The sequence below is a fragment of the Mesorhizobium sp. M7A.F.Ca.US.014.04.1.1 genome, from assembly GCF_003998745.1.
Lineage (GTDB): Bacteria > Pseudomonadota > Alphaproteobacteria > Rhizobiales > Rhizobiaceae > Mesorhizobium > Mesorhizobium ciceri.
This window is the reverse complement of record NZ_RZRW01000040.1, coordinates 1-18,743: the sequence shown is the minus strand read 5'-3', so window position 1 is coordinate 18,743 and position 18,743 is coordinate 1. Positions and strand designations below refer to the sequence as shown.

Genomic DNA, 18,743 nt, shown 5'->3' with positions numbered 1-18,743 from the left:
GGTTTTCGACAATCTGAGCCGCGGCAATGAGAGATCCGTCGCCTGGGGGCCGCTTGTCGTCGGCGATATCCGGGATCGGGATGCACTGCGGCGGGCGATGGAAACGCACCGGCCGACGGCCGTGATCCATTTTGCTGCGCTGGCCTATGTCGGAGAGTCCGTTCGCGAGCCGGCCGAATATTATTCGACCAATGTGACAGGCACCATCGCGGTGCTCGATGCCGCACGCGCGAGTTCGATCGAAAACATCATCTTCTCCAGCAGCTGTGCGACCTACGGCGTGCCGGAGGCGTTGCCGGTTCGCGAGACCTCCTCGCAAAATCCGATCAGCCCCTATGGGCGCACCAAGCTGATGGGTGAACAGATCATCGGCGACTATGCGTCCGCGTACGGAATGAAATTTGCGATCCTGCGCTATTTCAACGCTTGTGGCGCCGATCCCGATGGCGAGCTCGGTGAGTGGCATTCGCCGGAAACCCATCTGGTTCCCAGAGTGCTCATGGCCGCATCGGGCATCATCGACGCGATCGAGGTTTTCGGCACCGACTACGACACGTCGGACGGCACTTGCGTAAGGGATTATATCCACGTCACCGATCTGGCCCGCGCCCACCTGAAAGCGCTCATGCATATCGAGGGTGGCGGGCGAAGCCTTGCGGTCAATCTCGGCACAGGGCGGGGCGTCTCCATCAAGGAGATTGTCAAGGCGGTCGGCCGAATCACGTCGAGGCCGGTTCCGGCAGTGTTCAGGAGCCGACGCGCCGGAGATCCGGCGGAGCTCTACGCCGACCCGGGAAGCGCACGCGAACATCTTGGCTTTGTGCCGGAGCTTTCAGACATCGATACGATTGTCAGGACGGCCGCTCCCTTTTTCGGACTGAAGACCAGGCCCATGAAACTGCCGCCAGTGAGGGCGGCAGCGCCGGTCGTCGCCCGACGGGTCAGAGATAGCGGGGGTGACAGTTCGCGCGCTGGCCAAATCCGCTAGGGCTGCAGATATAAGGCGAGCCGCCCGAGAACGTGCTGCCATCGCCCGGATTGAACGAGATGTTCACCGGCGCCGGCGTGCTGGCTTTGATCCGTTGCGGCGGTGCAAAGGCGTAGGCACTTTCGGTCCCTATTGTGCTTGTCATCTGGATCGGAAGGTCGGCCCGGAGCGAGCGCACGAGAAATCTGGCCTGCACGGGCTGGACCGAGGGCTGACTGCGGACCGGGTGGACGATGGGCCTGATAAGGACCGAACCGGTTTCAGTTGCGTCCATACCTTGACAACCTGCAACCATAGAGCTCAGCGCCACAGCCGCGGCAATAGATACGACATTCTTGCTTGAGCGAAATACGCTCGCGGAATTTCTCATCCTCTGTCCCTTGCTATCAAGTATAAGCCAGGGGCGCATTGCGACATACTATACTTGGGCCGCTTCCACGCCGCATGAGTGACCACTCGCACATCACACGTTATATTAGATATCACTAATTATTAAATTTCATCAAAACCGTATGGCAGGCCATCGTCTTGTCGTCCAGGCGATGCAGTTGAATGCGACTAAATGCGCTCGGCGCGCCGAGCGCCTGCCGAGCCACTCAACCATAAGCGATTCGCGGGTTCCACGACAGGCGCACGGGAAGAACAGCCCGGCCATCTCAGCGCGGCCGGAAGCGCGGCCTACTTTTTGGCATCGACCAGCTTGCGGGTCACTTCGAACTGCGCGCCCTTGGTGTCGCCTGCTTCGAATTTCTTGTATTCGTCGGAAGGATCCTCGGGAGATCGCTTGAAACCGTACCATTCCCCGTCCGGATCCTTGCGTTGCTCGATATTCAGGCCCTGAATGCGGTGGCTGTAGCAGGTGCGGTGCTGCTCGCCGGTGTAACCTTTCGATCGCCAGGCGAGCTCCATGCACATCTTGCCATCCTTGGTCACCAGCCATCTACCCTCCGCGACAGACGTGGTGTCCTGCCCGGACGTCCAGGCCTGGAGACGTCGATTGTCCTGCGCGAAAAAGGCCGCGCCGTTTTTCCATATCCATGTGCGGTCGGCATAAAGAAGCTGCAGCTCGTAGGCAGTTGGAGCCGGTGCGATGACCGTTCCCGCTGGTCTGCCGTCTTTGGCGGCAGCCGCATGCGCCGTTCCCGAAAGCGCCGTCTGGCCGCAGAGGGCCAGGAGAAACATGAGTTGCATACAAGTTGCGAACCGACAATGTTTGCGTCGACCGTCGACACCATGCGGTGGCAATCCGGTCAGAGCTGTCAGTACAATTGGCGTTCGCATGCCCGTTTTGCCCAAGGTAGCACTATCATCGCTCTGACAGCCGTATGAACTATTTAACAGTCGCGAGAACGGTGATGTCAACCTTTGCGAGCGGACGGACAACAACCGTTCCAGATGTGCGCATCCCGCTGTCGTCAAAATTAAGAAATGTGTCATATGCTCTGCCAACTCTGACAATCGCACTCAAAAGCAACATCCGCAGACGTCAGGGAGGACGCGGTTTCAAATGGCGGGCGACCCGGAATTGAACCAGGCCGAAGGTCAGCAATACCGGCAGCAGTCGACCGTCCGGGAAACGACTGCTCGCAACACCGTGAGCCCCAACATGGCGATCTTGCTGGGGATACTGTTCATTGCGATCCTGTTCAGGTTCCACAACATAACCTTGCCGCTGGTCGATGCCTTCAGCTGGCGCGAAACAAGTACCGCGATGATGGCCGACAATTTCCAGCAGCGCAGCTGGAACATCTTCTTCCCCGAGGTCAGCTGGACCGGGCCCGGGCCAAGCTATCAGGGCCGCGAGTTCCAGATCGTCAGCTATCTGACCGCCATACTCTACCAACTCTTTGGCTGGCACGACTGGTTCGGCCGCATGATTGCGGCCCTTTTCGGCTTGGTGACGGTGTTTTCACTGCACAGATTAACGGCGCTATGCTGGGGCGAGACGCACGCCCACGCCGCGGCACTTGCCTATGCGCTGATGCCGGCGGCGATCATGATCGACAGCTCGTTTCTTCCCGACCCCTCGATGCTGGCTCTGGTAACCTTGGGCGTCTGGCTTTTCACGAAATACTGGACGGGAGGCAGCGCGTGGCTGCTCCCTTTCGCCACAGCCAGCTTTTCCCTCGGTGTGCTTGCAAAACCACCGGGTTTGGCTGCTGGAGGCGTCATATTCTATCTGATGGTTTGCTGGCTTTTGCAAAATCGGCGAAAGCATGCGGCCAAAGTATTCATAAGCGGACTGGTCAGCCTGTTCGTCATCGGCGCCTACTACAGCTGGGCCATTTATCTCGGGCGAACCTATCCGCCCTTTCATGTCGCGGGCAGCGGATACATCTGGGATTCTGGATTCTGGACGTTTTTCAGCAACGATTTCTATTTCAAATCTGTTTGGAACACGTCGGTCTGGTGGTTTTATGGCTATCCGTTCATGATTTTGATGGCGGTCGGATTCTGGATACCGCCCCAGCCAGTCGCGGAATCGAAAGAACGCGCTCTTTCGGCCATACCTTTCATATGGCTTGCAGCGGCCTCTGTTGTTTATCTCGCTGCGGCACGTGAGATCACGACCAATCCATGGAACTATCATATATTCCATGTGCCATTTGCGATGTTTTGCGGCCGTGGCGCGGTCGTCCTGGCGACGCTTGGAGCCAAAACCGTTCCGTCTCCTGGGATAATTCTGCGGTCGATTTGCATCGTGGCCGCTATGCTTGTCTGGTCGACTTTTCCCCTCGTCCGGACGATGAAGGCGCCCTTCGCCATGAATGGAAAGTTGCTTGGCGACGAGCTGGCGCGCAGGGCCCAACCTGGCGATCTTGTCGTGGCCATCGCTCCGGAGGTGGGAGATCCCGTCGCAGTCTATTACAGCAGGGCGCGCGGGTGGGTGTTTCCGCCTGGTGGCGGCGACGTGGAGTGGTCCAGGTTCGTCGAGGACGATGCCATCGCGATAGCACAGCTTGAGGAACTTCGCACGCAAGGCGCGGATTGGTTCGGCGTGGCAAAGGATGCCGAAGACAGTCAGAAACGGCCGTTCATCGAGCATCATGACGGGGTGATCGACTATCTCAACAAGATCGGGACCAAGCGGCTGGATTCGGACAACCTCCTGATTTATGAAATCAGCCGGCCTTGATCTGGTCAGGCCGTTGGGCTTATGGGCTGGGGATCAGGCAAACGTTGGAAATCCGGCGACGGTCAGCGACCTTGCCGACCCGCCCTCGCCTGCCCAACGCAGCAAGCTAAGCGAGACAAGCCGGCCAGCAAGGTCAAATATCTCTACGGCTGGCGGAATTCGACGGTTGCGACCGGAGGAATTGTTGAAACGAGCGATTTCGATCATTGTGACGCTGGCCCTGCTGGCCTGGCTCGCCAGCGACTCGCGCTGGCGCATGGTCGGCGACGCCTTTGCCCGCATCACGCCCGGCACCTTCGCCGTGGCGACGATCGCGTTCTTCGCCACCTATGTCTTGCGTGCGCTGCGCGTCTGCGACGAGTTCCGCGACGAGGTGCATGGCCGCTTCGGCGCCTGCCTGCGCGTCATTCTGATCCACAATGCGATGATCAACGTCGTGCCCTTTCGCGGCGGCGAGACGGCCTTTCCCCTGCTCCTGCGCCAGGTCTTCGGCATACCGATCATGCGCGCCAGCGCCTCACTGCTGTGGTTCAGACTGCAGGACGCTTTCGTCGTCGGCGTGCTCGCCCTGGCGGTGTGGCCGGGCCTGCATCCGGCGATTAGGATTGCGGGCGGGGCCGTCTTGATCGTCGCCGCCTGGTACCTGCCGCGCTGGGCGCGTGCACCGCATGACTGGGCCGGCCGCGGCAAGATCGTGGCGAAGCTCGGCAAGCTCCGAGATGTGTTCACCGAAGCAACCGGACGCTCGCGCTATGGCTGGTGGTGGACGATCGCGAACTGGTCGCTGAAGCTCACTGTGCAGGGATGGTTGTTGGCAATGCTGCTGGGGACATCCTTTTCGACCGCCTTTCCAGGCGTCGTTGGGGCCGAAGGAGCCGCCATACTGCCGGTGCAAGGCGTCGCCGGCTTCGGCACCTATGAAGCGGGAGCAGCGGCGGCGCTGCTCACCTCCGGAATCACGATGAAGAATGGCTTGCAGGCGGCGCTGGCGCTGCACCTGTTCATCTTCTGCTCGGCAATCGCCACGGGTGCGATCGCCTGGCTGTTTCCCTCGAAATCGACGCTGCCGGGAAATCCGGCTGTCGGACCTGCAAGGAAGCCATCCCAATGAACGTATTGCCCATCCCTGCTTCGGGACTGCCTGACGGCGCGGTAATGCCGAACCATACGCTGTCCATCGTCGTCCCCATGTACAACGAGGCCGAAAACGTCGAGCCGCTGCTGGCACGGATCCACCAGGCGATGGAACGCTACGACCAGCCCTGGGAGGTCGTGCTGGTCGATGACGGCAGCACCGACGCGACGGTGAGCGAGATCAGGCGCCTTGCAGCGCATTACGGCTCGCATGTGCATGCGGTCGAACTGGTGCGCAACTACAAGCAGACCGCCGCGATGCAGGCCGGCATCGACGCGGCGCGCGGCGACGTCATCGCCACGATCGACGGCGACCTGCAAAATGATCCCTACGACATCCCCCGCATGGTCTATCGCCTGCTGAGCGAGGATCTCGACCTGGTGGTCGGCTGGCGTAAGGACCGCCAGGAAGGTTTTTTCATGCGCAGGCTGCCCTCGCGCATCGCCAACGCGCTGATCGCGCGCGTCACCGGCGTGCGCCTCAAGGATTATGGCTGCAGCCTCAAGGTCTATCGCGGCAACGTCATCCGCAGCGTCAAGCTCTATGGCGAGATGCACCGCTTCATCCCGGCATGGCTGGCCACGGTGACGACCCCCAGACGCATCGCGCAGGAGGTGGTGACGCACCATGCCCGCATCCACGGCCAGTCCAAATACGGCATTTCGCGCACCTTCAGGGTCGTGCTCGATCTGGTGTTCATGTACTTCTTCATGCGCTATCGCACACGGCCGGGACATTTCTTCGGCGGCATCGGCATCGTGCTTGGCGCGCTGGGTTCGCTGATCCTTGCCTACCTGCTTTGCCTGAAGCTGTTTTTCGCCGAAGACATCGGAACACGCCCGATGCTGTTCACCGGCTTCTTCATGCTCATCGCCGGGGTGCAGATGGTGACGTCGGGCGTGCTGGCGGAAATGCTGGCACGCGTCTATCACGAGGCGAACGGAGCATCGGCCTATGTCGCGCGGCCACGGCCGCCGGGCGGCGACAATGACGGCTGGCACGCCCCGGGCCGAGCATCGTGACCTGATCGGAATGCCACGGAGGTCCGCGCCTAACGAACGCATGGCGGTTGGAGGGCAAGAGGCAAAGCGCAACGTCTGCGCAAACCTCCCGCCCTCCACTCGCGCCCCCCGGCAAAGACCCGGCAGCAGTCAAATCGGCCGCGCTTCAGGTCTGATGGCTTAGTAACGCGAACGGCAGCTGGCGCGCTGGCCGAAACCGCTCGGACCACATATCCAGGGCGAATGACCCAGGAGCGGGCCGCCATTGCCCAGACTGTAGGAGACCTTCACCGTCGCCGGCCTGCCGACCCGCTGCGGCCGCACGAAGGCCGCATAGGCCTCCTCCCTCGTACGCGTCACGTTGGTCATCTTGGTGAGCGGTTTGCGGTTGATCAGATGCAGCCGCTTGTCCTTGGCGTAGTGCACCCTCTGGCCAAGCGAATGAACCACGGGCTTGGTGCCGATCGAGCTCGTCTTGGTGGCATCCATGCTTTGGCAACCGGACATCATCGAGATCAATGCAACCGCGGCAAATGCACAGGCATGTTTCTTGCCGAGCCTTGCCCCTCTTTCCATTATTTTGTTCATCGCTATCCCTGCCATGAAATACAAGTCGCTGGAGCGCGGAGATATATTGCTCTTATTTGCTTTCCGCACCACGCGAGTGACCCATCGCCACTCACATCATGGGCTGTATATTAGGGGAGACTTATTAAATATCATGCAAACGATATGATGAGCGCGGTCTTTCGGCACTCGACCGGATATTATTAAAATTTGACCTTTTGGGCTCGTGCCTGGTCCTGCCACAGCTTGCCGGCCGGCTATCAAGGCAAATGCGGTTCAGGGGAGTTGTTTGCGCACGGACGCCTGTCGGCGTCAGCGTGGCGGATTCCAGGCGGGGTCAAGATGGAATGTGCGGGTTCCGCTCCCGCCGCGCCCGGCTCCGGAAACCGGGTAGGCCACGCTGACGATGCGCATACCGCCTGCCCCCTGCTGGAGCCCATATATGCCTTCCAGGCCGCGGTCACAGAACGCGGCGCCCGGGACGAAGAGCGCAACGCCAGCGAGCGAGGCCTGCAAGGTGAGTTTCGCGGCATTGCAACGCAACGAAATTTTGTTCTCCACGAGGTGCCTGGTGATGATCACGACCACAAGCAATCCGTAGACGAACGCATTGAAGGCAGCGAACCAGTAGAAGCCGGTGGCGTCCGAGGCGCGGTCTACAAGAAGGACCGGCAGCGAAGCTCCCATTGCAAGCACCACATAGGGAACAATAACGCGGGCAGGCAGCAGGTTTTTCGGGCCGCTGCCCTTGGGGGTAACGCGAAAATCGACGAACGACTTGGTCAGATAATCGCGGATCGACGACAGCGTGCCCGCCAGCACCCACGGCCAACGAGCGAAGAATGAGAACAACATTCCCTCCCAACTGATCGTCTTGGCGGTCAGTGGGCGCGACAGCCCGAAGGACTTCAACAGCATCACCAGCACAATCAGCGAAATCGAGTTCGGCGCATAGTATAGAAGGAAGTCAATATACGTCACATTGGCGAAATTCTGACCCGTAATAAGTGCGTATATCGGCATGATGTACATGAGAAGCGAAAATACGGCGAAAAGCGGATACCAGAGCTGGCGGAACAGGAACTGGAATTTCAGCCGTGGCGATACCTTGGAAAGGTATATGGGCGAGTATTCGAGCATGATCGTCATCAGGCTCCGCGACCACTGGAACTCTTGCGTGACAAGATCGGCAAAGGTTTGCGGGCCGTCGCCATGGGCAATGGCGTCTATGGCATGCACACCGCGCCAACCAGCCGCAATGAACAGCATGGACGTCGAGTGATCTTCGGCCAGTTCCGGGCCAAGGCCGCCGACCTGCTTGAGCGCTGCGGTTCTCACGGCATAGTGCGAGCCGATGCAGAGCGGCGTTCCGTCGCCCGTGTGGCCGGACTGCAAAGGTCCGTGGAACATCCCTTCCGGGAACAGCCGGCCGCGTGCCGACCAGCTTTCAGCGGCATTGTTGTCGCATATGCTCGGCGCCGATACATAGCCAACCGCCGGGTCGGCAAAGGCAACCAGGATTTCCCTGAGATAGGTTGGTGTCGGGACGTGGTCCGCGTCCATCTGAGCGACGAAGTGATAGCGTTCATAACCATAGTGGTCGTAGAAGAAGGCCAGGTTTCCCTCTTTGCAGCGCGTCCGGCGGGGCCACACCTTGCGGTGATAATCTTCCCGCCCGCGCCGCGTCGAAATCATGACGTTATGGGCATCGCACCAGGCAATCGTTTCCTCGGACGGGTCCTCGTCGGCCAGCCAGGTATCATGCGGACAGTCCTGCGCCAGCATTGCCTCGAGGGTTCGCGCAACCACGGAAAACGGCTCTGACGGAGCCTTGGTCACCACCATCGCGACACGCGAATGCTTCGGGATCGTGTGAAGCCTGGACGGCTTTTTCATCGCATGCACGTTCAAGAGAAAATACATCGGCATGAATGTCAGCCATACGAGCGTCAATGTCGCCAGCATGTATGGGATAACGTGTTCGATGTGCCCGGGCTGCAGCCACCAGAACCAGAAAAATCCGAACGTTACCGACCAGCAGGCAAGTCCTAGCTTCCAGATCCGCTTCTGGGCGGCCGACAGCACGGGCACCAGAAAAGGAGGCTTCTCCGCCGCCTTGCCCGGAGCTGCCCCACGCCCCCGTTTCGGCATGGTCTTACTGCCGATGATCCCCACGTCCGCGGAAACACTCATACACTTTACTGCCGCCACCCGAGCATCAGCCAAACGACGGCCGATGAGCCTAACCCAGCAGCAGAATCCGCTCAGGCATCCTTAGAGTCAACTAAATTAGTTATTTCTTAACTACGGTTCTTCAGAACTGGTTAAGGATAGTCCGGTGGAACAGTTTCCACCGACCAGCACGTGAACGATGAGCCGCAAATTTTTCAGCGCTGGAGAATTCGCCGATGGGCCAAAGCTGTCCGGCAAGGATCGAACTTTGAGAGCAGCGTTAACCATGTCGCGCGCACATGGTTAAGCAACCGTTAATTGCACTTGACTCTTGGTCGCGACCGGCTCTTAAATTAGCCAGGGATGATATATCGGGATATTGACGCGAATTTGTGAGTATCGCGGCGAACTTTCTCTCGAGCGCCCCCTGTATAGGGCCTTGAGAGATAATTTTTTGGGTGGCTCTGTGTCAGGTTTCGCACATCCGCCAACGGGTCGCTCCGAAATCCCGCAGATTCTGCCAAATAGAGCCGATCGGTTTTGGGTAATCGTGTCGATCAAGCATCGATGCGCACGGGCGAAGCCTTAACTTCCGCAAGAGGTTGGGGCCATGGGAGATCGACATGAAACACTCCACAGTAAAAGCACTTGCAATCGCGCTGGCATTGGGCGGAAGCGCCGCGTTCCCCACGGCAGGAGGCGCTGGCTCAGTAGCCGCGACGGACCCCGTCCAGACGAGCAGCGCCGCCTCGGCGTTCGGATCCTACGATCCCTACGGCGACTTCAGCGCCGACAAGAGCGCCAGCATCGAAGAGCTGTTCCTGCCCTGGGAAGACGTCGATCTGTCGACGCTGCCACTCGCCGACGCCTATGCGCTGCAGCGCGGCCGTTCGCTGCTGATCACGGTTGAGCCGTGGACCTGGTCCAAGGACTGGCGCATCACCCCGCCCGAATTGCGCGACGGCATTTTGAGCGGCAAATATGACGCCAACATGCAGGCGATCTGCGACCTGGTGGGACAGATGAAGAGCCCGGTGACCATTCGCTGGGCGCAGGAAATGGAAGACAAGAACGGCCGCTTCACCTGGGCCAACTGGGCTCCCAAGGACTGGATCTCCGCTTACAAGCGCGAAGTCGACATCTGCCGCAAGGCTGCCCCCGCAGCCAAGTACATGTGGTCGCCCAAAGGCGAAGAGGGTTTGGAAAAATACTACCCCGGCGACGACTATGTCGACGTCATCGGCCTGTCGGTGTTCGGTCTGCAGAAAAAAGATGATGACGAGACCGGCCGCGACCGCACCTTCGCTGAGCTGCTGAAGCCCGGCTATGACCGCGTTGCAGTGTTCAACAAGCCGATCATCGTTGCGGAACTCGGCTATGTCGGGAAGCAGGACTATGTCTCGAAATGGCAGGAAGATTCCCGCAAATCCTACGCGGAGTTCCCGGCGCTGACTTCGGTTGTCTACTTCAACCAGAAGGAAGTGTGGCCGTGGCTGGGTGGCTATGGTCTGCCCGACTGGAGGGTGACCCAGCACGTCCTGCCGTAGACGCATCGTGCTGATCGACCCCGACGCGATCGGGATCGACTTCCAATCTCCTTGTTTGATCGTGATCCATCCCGAACCAGCGGTTCGGGATGAGGATTGAGGCGTGGCGTAAATCAGTCTGTGGAGAAGTTTCGTGAAGCGGGTAGTGGGAAATTATCTTGGAGCGGCATTCGCCTGCTCCGTTCTTGTTCTTGCCTTCCAGGCTCCTGCGACAGCCAAGACGGCGATGAAAATCGCCGAGCAGGCTCAAGAGGCCACAGCGGTTCCTGACGAAGGCGTCTACCAGATCTATCAGAACCATTCGTGGCTGTGGGGCAAGAAGGGCGCCGGCTTCTTTGCCGTCAAGCAGAGACAGTTCGAGTCCTGGACCCACGACAAAGGCAAGTCGGGCTATGGCGACGGCATGTGGTTCATTCCCGGCGGCGGCAAGCTGTGCTGGCGTGCGCAATGGCACGGTTCCTGGGGCGTGAAGGGCTCGATGACCTGCTTCGAGCACCGCCAGGCTGGCAAAGTAATCTACCAGCGCAAGGCTCCGGATGGCGACTGGTATGTTTTCAAGAGATTGAAACACGGCGACTACGTCACCCGGAAACAGAACCGGATCAAGGCAAGACTGTAGGATCGAGTCATCCGCCACAAGCGGCTGGTCTACGCCTTGCGCTCCCAGCGGCGATCTGGCGTCTGTTGCCAGTAGGTGACGTCGTGGCCAGCGCTCTTCATCACCTTCCAGTGTCCTCGCGCCGCCTCGAGCTGGGCGGCATCGTGGCCATCGAACAGGAACACCGCGCGCTCGTAGCCGCCAAGGTCAGGCGGCACCGCGCCGTCGACCAGGAACCTTATCTTGGCGTCGTTGGGATTGCCGTCGCCGGTGGTCAACAGAATCGGCTGTTCGCCGGGATGAGCTTCACGATCGGTTGCGTGCGCCAGGAACGAATCGTCGCGGAAGGTCCAAAGATGCTGGTCGAGCGCATCGCGGCGTTCCTCGGTGCCTGTCTGCACCACGGCGCGCCAGCCACGGTCGACGCTGCGCTCCAGGAGGCCTGGCAGCGCATCCTCCAGCGTCGATTCGGTCAGGTGGTAGAACAGAACGTCGGCCATCGCTTCAGCCTATAGTGATCGAACCCGTTCACTGCTCATAGTTATCGCGCACCAGCCGGTCGAGCAGCCTGACGCCGAAACCGGAACCCCACGACTGGTTGATCTCGTTCGACGGCGCCCCCATCGCCGTGCCGGCTATGTCGAGATGAGCCCATGGCGTGTCCTTGACGAAGCGCTGCAGAAACTGCGCCGCGATGGTGGCGCCGCCAAAACGGCCGCCGATGTTCTTCATGTCGGCGTTCTTGGAATCGATCAGCTTGTCGTATTCGGCGCCGAGCGGCATGCGCAAAAGCCGTTCCTGAGTCGCCTGCCCCGCCACCGACAATTTTTCGGCCAGTTCGTCATTGTTGGAAAACAGGCCGGCATAATGTTGGCCGAGCGCCACCATGATGGCGCCGGTCAGCGTCGCCAGATTGACCATGAATTTCGGCTGGAAGCGGTCGTTGCAGTACCACAACGCATCGGCCAGCACGAGGCGGCCCTCGGCGTCGGTATTGAGCACCTCGATGGTCTGGCCCGACATCGAAGTGACTATATCACCGGGACGCTGGGCATGACCGTCGACCGCATTTTCGACCAGTCCGATGATACCGACGACATTGGCTTTCGCCTTGCGGGCCGCCAGCGCATGCATCAGGCCGGTAACGGCGGCGGCACCGCCCATGTCGCCCTTCATATCCTCCATGCCCGAGGCCGGCTTTATGGAATTGCCGCCGGTGTCGAAAGTGACGCCCTTGCCGACGAAGGCGATCGGGCTGTCCTTCGGCTTGCCGCCGTTCCACTGCATGATCGCCATGCGGGCGCCGCGTGGCGAGCCTTGCGCGACACCGAGCAGCGAGCCCATGCCGAGCTTCTTCATTTCCTTCTCAGCCAATATCTCGACCTTGACGCCGAGTGCCTCGAGTTCCTTGGCGCGGGCAGCGAACTCGACCGGCCCAAGCACGTTTGCCGGTTCGTTGACGAGGTCGCGCGCCAGAAGGACGCCGTCGATCACCGCCTCGGCATCGGCGAAGGCCTTCTTCGCAGCGGCCGGATCGGCGGTATGGATGGTCACCTTGACCGGCTTCTTCGGCTCTGCCTTGCCGTCGTCCTTATCCTTCCTGGTCTTGTACTTGTCGAAGGAATAGCTGCGCAGGAGAATGCCCGCGGCAAGGCTTGCCGCGTCCTTCGCGCTCGGCGAGGCGCCGACCACATCGAGGACTACCGCTACCTCGGTCGCCTTGCGCAGCGACGCGGCAACGGTGCCGCCAAGCTTCAACCACGCATATTCGTCCAGTCCCGACACCTTGCCGGTGCCTATCGCCACCAGTCTGTCGAGCGACGCTCCCTGCGGGGCCAGAACTTCCACCGTGCTGGCGAACTTGCCGGTGAACTCAGCCACGGGAAAAGCCCGCTCCAGTGTCTTGCCGGGATCACTGGGCTTGGCGACGTCGCTCAGGCCGCCCTCATCCGCCGCGAGCACGAAGACCGTGCCCTTCTTGTTCACCCCGCTCTGGGACCCGGAAAATTTGGCGAAGGCGATCGACGGTCTTTGATTCATCATGTCCTGCTTTCAGGGAATGCGCGACTTTTGGGGAAGCGGTTCGAAACGATGCGCGACATTTGGTCGTTTTCCGGCATTTGGCAAGACTTTGCCGAATTGGCATCCCATATGACCTATGGAATCGATGACGATTCGTCGCGGCACGGCCCCGCTTTTTGCCGCAACTTGTTGTTAACCATCGATGTTCGCCCTTTCTTATCCATTCCCGCCGACACTCCGCCCAGCCGGGGGGCGTGATGTGGGACAGAACCCGGATAGACCATCTGATGAGCCAGTTGTGCAGGCGCTGCCGGACAGCTACCTTGTTCGGCGGCATGATGCCGTTCGAAAAAATCGAGAAAAGCCTTCATGAAGGTCGTTGAACGCTACATCATGCGCCGCGCTTTCGTGGTCTTCATGGCCGCTCTTGTGTGGACGCTGGCGATCGTATGGACGACGCAGGTGCTGGCAAAGATCGATCTGGTCACCGACAGCGGCCAATCGGCGCTGACCTTCTTCGAAGTCGCCGCCCTCATCCTTCCGTCCATCATCCCGATCGTAGTGCCTTTTGCGCTGGTGGTGGCGGTCGCACAGACACTCAGCGTCATGAATTCGGATTCCGAACTTGCCGTCGTCAACGCCGCGGGAGCCTCGCGCTGGACGATCGTGCGGCCGATCATGTTGCTGGCGCTCGCCGCAGCCGTTTTTTCCTTTGCCGTCGACAACGGCATCGATCCTTACGCACGGCAGAAGAACCGGGCCCTGGTGGCATCGTCACGCGCGGATCTGTTGTCGCTGATCATCCAGGAAGGTACCTTCCGCAAGATCGACGACGGGTTGTTCCTGCAGGTCGGCGAGCGCCTTCCCAACAATCGGCTGGGCGGCATTTTCGTCGCCGATTCGCGCGAAGAAGGCGTCAACCTCGTCTACTACGCCAAGACCGGCAGCATCATCGAACGCGGCGGTGAAAAGGTGCTGATGATGAATGACGGCGTCATCCATCGCAAAACGCTGACCGGCGATCTCTCCGTCATCCGCTTCACCTCCTATGCCTTCGACATGTCGGCCTTCATGGCGGCGGCTTCAGCGGTGACGCTCCTGCCCAAGGACCAGACGACGCAGTACCTGCTCAACCCGAGCGCCAACGACAAGTATTATCAGCAGAGCCCCTACGAATACCGGGCCGAAGTCAACCAGCGGTTCTCGGAATGGACCTATTCCATGGTTTTCGCGCTGATCGCGCTTGCGGTCGCCGGGGATGCGCGCTCGCACCGCGAGGCGCGCGTCAATCCGCTGATCACGGCGATCACGATATCGCTGTTCGTGCGTTGGCTGGGCTTTTTCGCCGCCAGCAAGGCGGATGAGATCCCGCAATATGCCTATATGGTCTATGGTGTGCCGATCGTGGCTTCCGCGGTGGCGATCTGGTTCATCGTCTCGAACCGGACACTGGAACTGCCCGTGACCTGGGCGGACTGGATGACAAACTTCGCCTCGCGCATCGCTGACAGCTGGAATGCTTTCAAATTGCGTTTGTCCAGGCGCGGCACATCAGGGCAAGGGGTCGGCTGATGGGCTGGACACTGGGCCGCTATTTCTTCTTCCGCTACGTGACGATCACCATCTGGTTCTTCATCGGCCTCCTGGCGCTGGTGTTCCTGATCGATTTCACCGAGCTGTCCGGCCGCACCACCGGCCTGCCCGGCTTCACCTACGGCACGGCGGTAGCCATTTCAGGCCTCCGCATGCCGATGATCATGCTGCAGACGGTGCCGTTCGTCGGTCTCTTCTCGGCGATGGCGACGCTGGTGTCGCTGAACCGGCGCTACGAGCTGGTCATCGCGCGTTCCGCCGGTGTTTCCGCCTGGCAGTTCCTCTTGCCCTGCTGTATCGGAGCCTTGCTGTTCGGCGTCCTGTCGGTTGGCGTCATCAATCCGCTCGCCGCGCACGCATTCTCCTGGTCCGAGCAGATCGAAACCCAGCTGCGTTCCGGCAAATCGAATACGGTCTCGGCCGATGCCGCGCCCTGGATCCGGCAGAAAACCAGTTCGGGGGACACCATCATCGGTGCGCGGGCCATCCTGAACCAGGGCCTGGAAATGGCCGATGTCGTATTCTTCATTCTCGACCCGCAAGGCAACATCGTCGAGCGCAAGGATGCTGCCCGTGCCTTCCTGCGCGACGGCTATTGGGAATTGCAGGACGTCAAGACGTTCCAGAACGGCACGATCCAGGCATCGGCAACCGATCGCGTACCGACCAATCTGAAGCCCGAATTCGTGCAAGAGCGGCTGGCGCGCCCGGAAACCATCCCCTTCTACGACCTGCCCGGAAAGATCGAGGTTGCCCGCTCCTTCGGCCTCAAGGCAAATGCCTTTGCCATGCAGTTTGATTCGCTCGTGGCGTTGCCGTTCCTTCTCGTCGCCATGACGCTGATCGCGGCAACGGTTTCAATGCGATTTGCTAGGATGGGGCAGTCGGCGACGATGATTCTGGGTGGCATCATCGCTGGCTTTCTGCTTTATGTCGTTTCGGTTCTGGTGAAGGCATTCGGCGTGGCGGGATTCGTGCCGACTGTCGTAGCCGCCTGGGTACCGGTCATGGTGGCTATGTTCTTCGGGGTGACTTTCCTGCTATACAAGGAAGACGGCTAGTGAGGGAGGCGTTTTTGCCCAGCAACAGGCAGGCCGGTTTGGCGCGCCTCTATGCGGCGACCGCCTTGGCGTGCGTGCTTGCCTACGCCGTTCCGGCACCGGCGCTTGCGCAGGACGTCGGCGACATGGCGACATCGGTTCCGTCCGGCTCGCAAATGCTGCTGGCGGCCGACACGCTGGTCTATAACAACGACAACCAGACCGTGACCGCCGTTGGCGGCGTGCAGATCGACTATGGTGGCAATCGCCTTGTCGCCCAGCGGGTCGAGTACAACCGCAACACCAAGCGAATGGTCGCAAGCGGTAACGTCGAAGTCATCAACAGCGACGGTACCAAGATCAATTCGCAGCATATCGACATCACCGATGACTTCGCCGACGGCTTCGTCAACGCGTTGCGGGTCGAAACCATCGACAAGGCCTATTTCGCCGCCGAAAGCGCCGAACGCATGGGCGGCGTGCTGACCACCTTCCACAATGGCGTCTACACCGCCTGCGAGCCGTGCGAGGATAAGCCGGACAAAGCGCCGACCTGGCGCGTCAAGGCCAAGAAGATCATCTGGAACGGCGAGAAGAAGACGGTTCGCTTCGAGAATGCGAATTTCGAGTTCTTCGGTTTTCCGCTTGCCTATCTGCCTGCATTCGAAATTGCCGACCCGACGGTGAAGCGCAAGAGCGGCTTCCTGATCCCGAGCATCATCTACAAGAGCGATCTCGGCGTCGGCGTGAAAGTCCCCTATTATCTTGCATTGGCGCCGACCTACGACCTGACCGTCACCGGCACCGGCTATACCAAGCAGGGTTTCCTCGGTGAGGCCGAGTGGCGTCAGCGCTTCAACAATGGCGAGTACAGCTTGAAGATCGCCGGGATACACCAGCAGAATCCCGACGCTTTCCTCGACACCACTGCCTTCCCCTCCAGCTCTGGCCACAACGTCAATTCGGGCAGCGCCGGCGATCCCAACAAATTCCGCGGCATGATGGGTACCCAGGGGCAGTTCGCCATCAACTCACGCTGGAACTTCGGCTGGGACGTGCTGCTGCAGACCGACAAGAATTTCTCGAACACCTACGGCATCGAAAAGTACAATAGCAGCGTCCACCAGTCGTCGGTCTACTTGACGGGTCTCAACGGCCGCAACTATTTCGACGTGCGCGCCATGCATTTCGATGTGCAGGAAGATACACCTGACGACAACGCCTCTGCGCGAAGCGGACAACAGCCCTGGGTGCTGCCGTCGCTCGACTACGCCTATATTCCTGATGCGTCGGTGGCCGGCGGCCAGCTATCGCTCAATGTCAACGCGCGTGTCATCCGCCGCGACGATGTCGATGAGACCTTCGTCGAGCCCTACAATGCCCTCACTCCCACGCAGCGCGTCCGCGGCATTGAAGGCGAATCGGGCCGTCTCACCGCCGAGGCCGAGTGGAAGCGGAGCTTCGTCACCGATGGCGGGCTGGTGCTGACGCCGTTGCTCGCGCTGCAGGGCGACGTCGACTACCTCAACGCGTCGTCGGCTTCGCTGGACGCGATCGACAGAATGGCGACGCATTTGGGCGAGCAGGACGACATGCGCTCGTCATTTGCCCGTTACATGGCAACCGCCGGGCTTGAGATGCGTTGGCCGGTGCTGTTTTCCATGGCCAGCGGGTCCAGCCATGTCATCGAACCGATGGCACAGGTCTTCATGCGTCCGAACGAGCAATATGTCGGCGGCCTCTCAGTGCCTAACGAAGACGCCCAAAGCATGGTCTTCGATGCGACCACCTTGTTCGAACGCGACAAGTTCTCCGGCTACGACCGCGTCGAAGGCGGTTCGCGCGCCAATGTCGGCTTCCGCTATTCCGGCTCCTACAACAATGGCTGGGGCACCAATGCCATTTTCGGCCAATCCTATCAGATTGGCGGCGAGAATTCGTTCGCCGCGCCGGATTTGGTGAATGTCGGCGCAAACTCCGGCCTCGACACGACCAAGTCCGACTATGTCGGCCTGTTCGGCATCAACAGCCCCAACGGCTTCGCGGCCTCGGTCAGCGGCCGTTTCGACGAACAGAGCTTCGAGATCCGCCGCGCCGAGGTGAAGGCCGCCTATTCCGGCCTGCCTGTGTCGCTGAGCGCCAAATACGCCTTCATCCAGGCCCAGCCGCTGTACGGCTTCACCACCGACCGCCACGAGGTCACGCTTGGTGCATCCACGCATCTGGCCGAAAACTGGCGCGTCTTCGGCACAGGAACCTACGACCTGCAGCAGAGCCTGCTGGTCAAGGATGGCGTCGGCTTCGCCTACAACGATTCCTGCTTCACTTATTTGATGACCTACTCGCAGTCGCGCGATCTGAACACCAGGGAGGTGTCGCAGACCATCGGCTTCAATCTGTCGTTCCGCACCCTCGGCGATTTCGGCTCGTCGACCAGTGCCGTCGACACGATCCAGTAACAATCGGCGACATCGTTTCGCCGCATAGGGCTGGCACGGATTTCGCGCACCTGGAAAGATCAAATTGGGCGGGACCGGGATAGAATTGGGATGCCAACGATGAGGAAATACCTCTTTTCAGCAGGTTTCGCGTTGCTCGTGGCGGCGACGTCCGTGTCGATCACCGTAATGGCGCCGCCGGCTTTCGCCAGCGAGATCAAATACGTCGTCAACGACATTCCTGTCACCACCGGCGACATCGCCCATCGCGCCGCTTTCCTGAAGCTGCAGCGCAAGAAGGGCGATGCCGGCCAGGAAATGATCGACCAGACGCTGCGTATGGCCGAGGCCAAGCGGCTTGGTATCCGCATCAGCGACGCCCAGGTCGATGCCGCGTACCAGCGCTTTGCCTCGAGCAACAAGATGCAGCTCAGCCAGCTCGACGGCGTCATGGAGAAGTCGGGCGTCACCAAGAGCCACTTCAAGGAATTCATCCGCGCCCAGAT

16 protein-coding genes and 1 pseudogene are annotated in these 18,743 nt (G+C 60.3%); 12 read left to right on the top strand and 5 right to left on the bottom strand.

What is annotated here, in order from left to right; translation table 11 throughout:
• A partial coding sequence (gene galE / locus EOA22_RS04780; RefSeq protein ID WP_127389861.1) for a UDP-glucose 4-epimerase GalE occupies window positions 1–988 on the top strand: 988 nt, incomplete at its 5' end.
• 678 nt (window positions 989–1,666) lie between these two features.
• On the opposite strand, the gene EOA22_RS04770 is transcribed toward galE, so the two are convergent.
• Window positions 1,667–2,284: a DUF995 domain-containing protein gene (locus EOA22_RS04770; RefSeq protein WP_245321910.1), complete on the bottom strand. Its 618-nt coding sequence runs from the start codon at window positions 2,282–2,284 to the stop codon at window positions 1,667–1,669.
• Window positions 2,285–2,495: 211 nt separating this feature from the next.
• Here EOA22_RS04770 and EOA22_RS04765 point away from each other — a divergent pair, with 211 nt between their 5' ends.
• The 3 genes from EOA22_RS04765 to EOA22_RS04755 all read left to right on the top strand — a co-directional run bounded on the left by EOA22_RS04765 (window position 2,496) and on the right by EOA22_RS04755 (window position 6,281).
• Window positions 2,496–4,124 carry a glycosyltransferase family 39 protein gene (locus EOA22_RS04765; RefSeq protein ID WP_013532497.1) on the top strand — a complete coding sequence of 543 codons (1,629 nt, stop codon included), beginning with the start codon at window positions 2,496–2,498 and terminating at the stop codon, window positions 4,122–4,124.
• A 184-nt stretch (window positions 4,125–4,308) separates the two neighbouring features.
• A complete protein-coding gene (locus tag EOA22_RS04760; RefSeq protein WP_013532498.1) occupies window positions 4,309–5,235 on the top strand; it encodes a lysylphosphatidylglycerol synthase transmembrane domain-containing protein in 927 nt (308 codons plus the stop codon).
• A gap of 44 nt (window positions 5,236–5,279) precedes the next feature.
• Window positions 5,280–6,281, top strand: coding sequence for a glycosyltransferase family 2 protein (locus tag EOA22_RS04755; RefSeq protein ID WP_244514345.1), 1,002 nt, complete (start codon window positions 5,280–5,282; stop codon window positions 6,279–6,281).
• A gap of 159 nt (window positions 6,282–6,440) precedes the next feature.
• Here the strand turns inward: EOA22_RS04755 and EOA22_RS04750 are convergent, their stop codons facing one another.
• Window positions 6,441–6,749 (bottom strand): hypothetical protein, encoded by a 309-nt coding sequence (locus EOA22_RS04750; RefSeq protein WP_245478593.1) that lies wholly within the window; start codon window positions 6,747–6,749, stop codon window positions 6,441–6,443.
• On the opposite strand from EOA22_RS04750, the gene EOA22_RS37620 reads away from it, so the two are divergent.
• A complete protein-coding gene (locus EOA22_RS37620) occupies window positions 6,739–6,996 on the top strand; it encodes a hypothetical protein (RefSeq protein ID WP_206521262.1) in 258 nt (85 codons plus the stop codon). The genes EOA22_RS04750 and EOA22_RS37620 overlap by 11 nt on opposite strands.
• Window positions 6,997–7,139: 143 nt before the next feature.
• Here the strand turns inward: EOA22_RS37620 and EOA22_RS04745 are convergent, their stop codons facing one another.
• Entirely contained in the window at window positions 7,140–9,020 is a 1,881-nt protein-coding gene (locus EOA22_RS04745; RefSeq protein ID WP_013532501.1) for a cellulose synthase catalytic subunit, read from the bottom strand.
• A 602-nt stretch (window positions 9,021–9,622) separates the two neighbouring features.
• On the opposite strand from EOA22_RS04745, the gene EOA22_RS04740 reads away from it, so the two are divergent.
• Window positions 9,623–10,546, top strand: a complete 924-nt coding sequence (locus tag EOA22_RS04740; RefSeq protein WP_013532502.1) for a glycoside hydrolase family 26 protein — start codon at window positions 9,623–9,625, stop codon at window positions 10,544–10,546.
• 133 nt (window positions 10,547–10,679) lie between these two features.
• Window positions 10,680–11,165 (top strand): DUF995 domain-containing protein, encoded by a 486-nt coding sequence (locus tag EOA22_RS04735; protein WP_013532503.1) that lies wholly within the window; start codon window positions 10,680–10,682, stop codon window positions 11,163–11,165.
• A gap of 29 nt (window positions 11,166–11,194) precedes the next feature.
• Here the strand turns inward: EOA22_RS04735 and EOA22_RS04730 are convergent, their stop codons facing one another.
• Together EOA22_RS04730 and EOA22_RS04725 are read right to left on the bottom strand one after the other, a co-directional pair.
• Window positions 11,195–11,644 (bottom strand): DNA polymerase III subunit chi, encoded by a 450-nt coding sequence (locus EOA22_RS04730; RefSeq protein WP_013532504.1) that lies wholly within the window; start codon window positions 11,642–11,644, stop codon window positions 11,195–11,197.
• A gap of 28 nt (window positions 11,645–11,672) precedes the next feature.
• The gene (locus EOA22_RS04725; protein ID WP_127389862.1) at window positions 11,673–13,184 is read right to left on the bottom strand and encodes a leucyl aminopeptidase; all 1,512 of its coding nucleotides are present in this window, start codon (window positions 13,182–13,184) and stop codon (window positions 11,673–11,675) included.
• Between the two features lie 51 nt (window positions 13,185–13,235).
• Here EOA22_RS04725 and EOA22_RS38030 point away from each other — a divergent pair, with 51 nt between their 5' ends.
• The 5 genes and pseudogenes from EOA22_RS38030 to EOA22_RS04705 form a co-directional block, all read left to right on the top strand.
• Window positions 13,236–13,424 (top strand): hypothetical protein, encoded by a 189-nt coding sequence (locus tag EOA22_RS38030; protein WP_127289235.1) that lies wholly within the window; start codon window positions 13,236–13,238, stop codon window positions 13,422–13,424.
• A gap of 111 nt (window positions 13,425–13,535) precedes the next feature.
• A complete protein-coding gene (lptF, locus tag EOA22_RS04720; RefSeq protein WP_013532506.1) occupies window positions 13,536–14,738 on the top strand; it encodes an LPS export ABC transporter permease LptF in 1,203 nt (400 codons plus the stop codon).
• Window positions 14,735–15,820, top strand: a complete 1,086-nt coding sequence (gene lptG / locus EOA22_RS04715) for an LPS export ABC transporter permease LptG (RefSeq protein WP_174299091.1) — start codon at window positions 14,735–14,737, stop codon at window positions 15,818–15,820. The genes lptF and lptG overlap by 4 nt, the downstream gene beginning before the upstream one ends.
• Window positions 15,820–18,258, top strand: coding sequence for an LPS-assembly protein LptD (locus EOA22_RS04710; RefSeq protein ID WP_024504312.1), 2,439 nt, complete (start codon window positions 15,820–15,822; stop codon window positions 18,256–18,258). Before lptG ends, EOA22_RS04710 begins: the two co-directional genes overlap by 1 nt.
• A 90-nt stretch (window positions 18,259–18,348) precedes the next feature.
• Window positions 18,349–18,743 (top strand): annotated as a pseudogene (locus EOA22_RS04705) (peptidylprolyl isomerase); the annotation flags it as partial.

Excerpts from the sequence above, each read along its gene's own strand:
- EOA22_RS04765 (WP_013532497.1), top strand. The coding sequence starts at position 2,496 with ATGGCGGGCGACCCGGAATTGAACCAGGCCGAAGGTCAGCAATACCGG.
- EOA22_RS04755 (WP_244514345.1), top strand. The coding sequence starts at position 5,280 with ATGCCGAACCATACGCTGTCCATCGTCGTCCCCATGTACAACGAGGCC.
- EOA22_RS04750 (WP_245478593.1), bottom strand. The coding sequence starts at position 6,749 with ATGGATGCCACCAAGACGAGCTCGATCGGCACCAAGCCCGTGGTTCAT.
- EOA22_RS04745 (WP_013532501.1), bottom strand. The coding sequence starts at position 9,020 with ATGAGTGTTTCCGCGGACGTGGGGATCATCGGCAGTAAGACCATGCCG.
- EOA22_RS04740 (WP_013532502.1), top strand. The coding sequence starts at position 9,623 with ATGAAACACTCCACAGTAAAAGCACTTGCAATCGCGCTGGCATTGGGC.
- EOA22_RS04730 (WP_013532504.1), bottom strand. The coding sequence starts at position 11,644 with ATGGCCGACGTTCTGTTCTACCACCTGACCGAATCGACGCTGGAGGAT.
- EOA22_RS04725 (WP_127389862.1), bottom strand. The coding sequence starts at position 13,184 with ATGAATCAAAGACCGTCGATCGCCTTCGCCAAATTTTCCGGGTCCCAG.
- EOA22_RS38030 (WP_127289235.1), top strand. The coding sequence starts at position 13,236 with ATGCGCGACATTTGGTCGTTTTCCGGCATTTGGCAAGACTTTGCCGAA.
- lptF (WP_013532506.1), top strand. The coding sequence starts at position 13,536 with ATGAAGGTCGTTGAACGCTACATCATGCGCCGCGCTTTCGTGGTCTTC.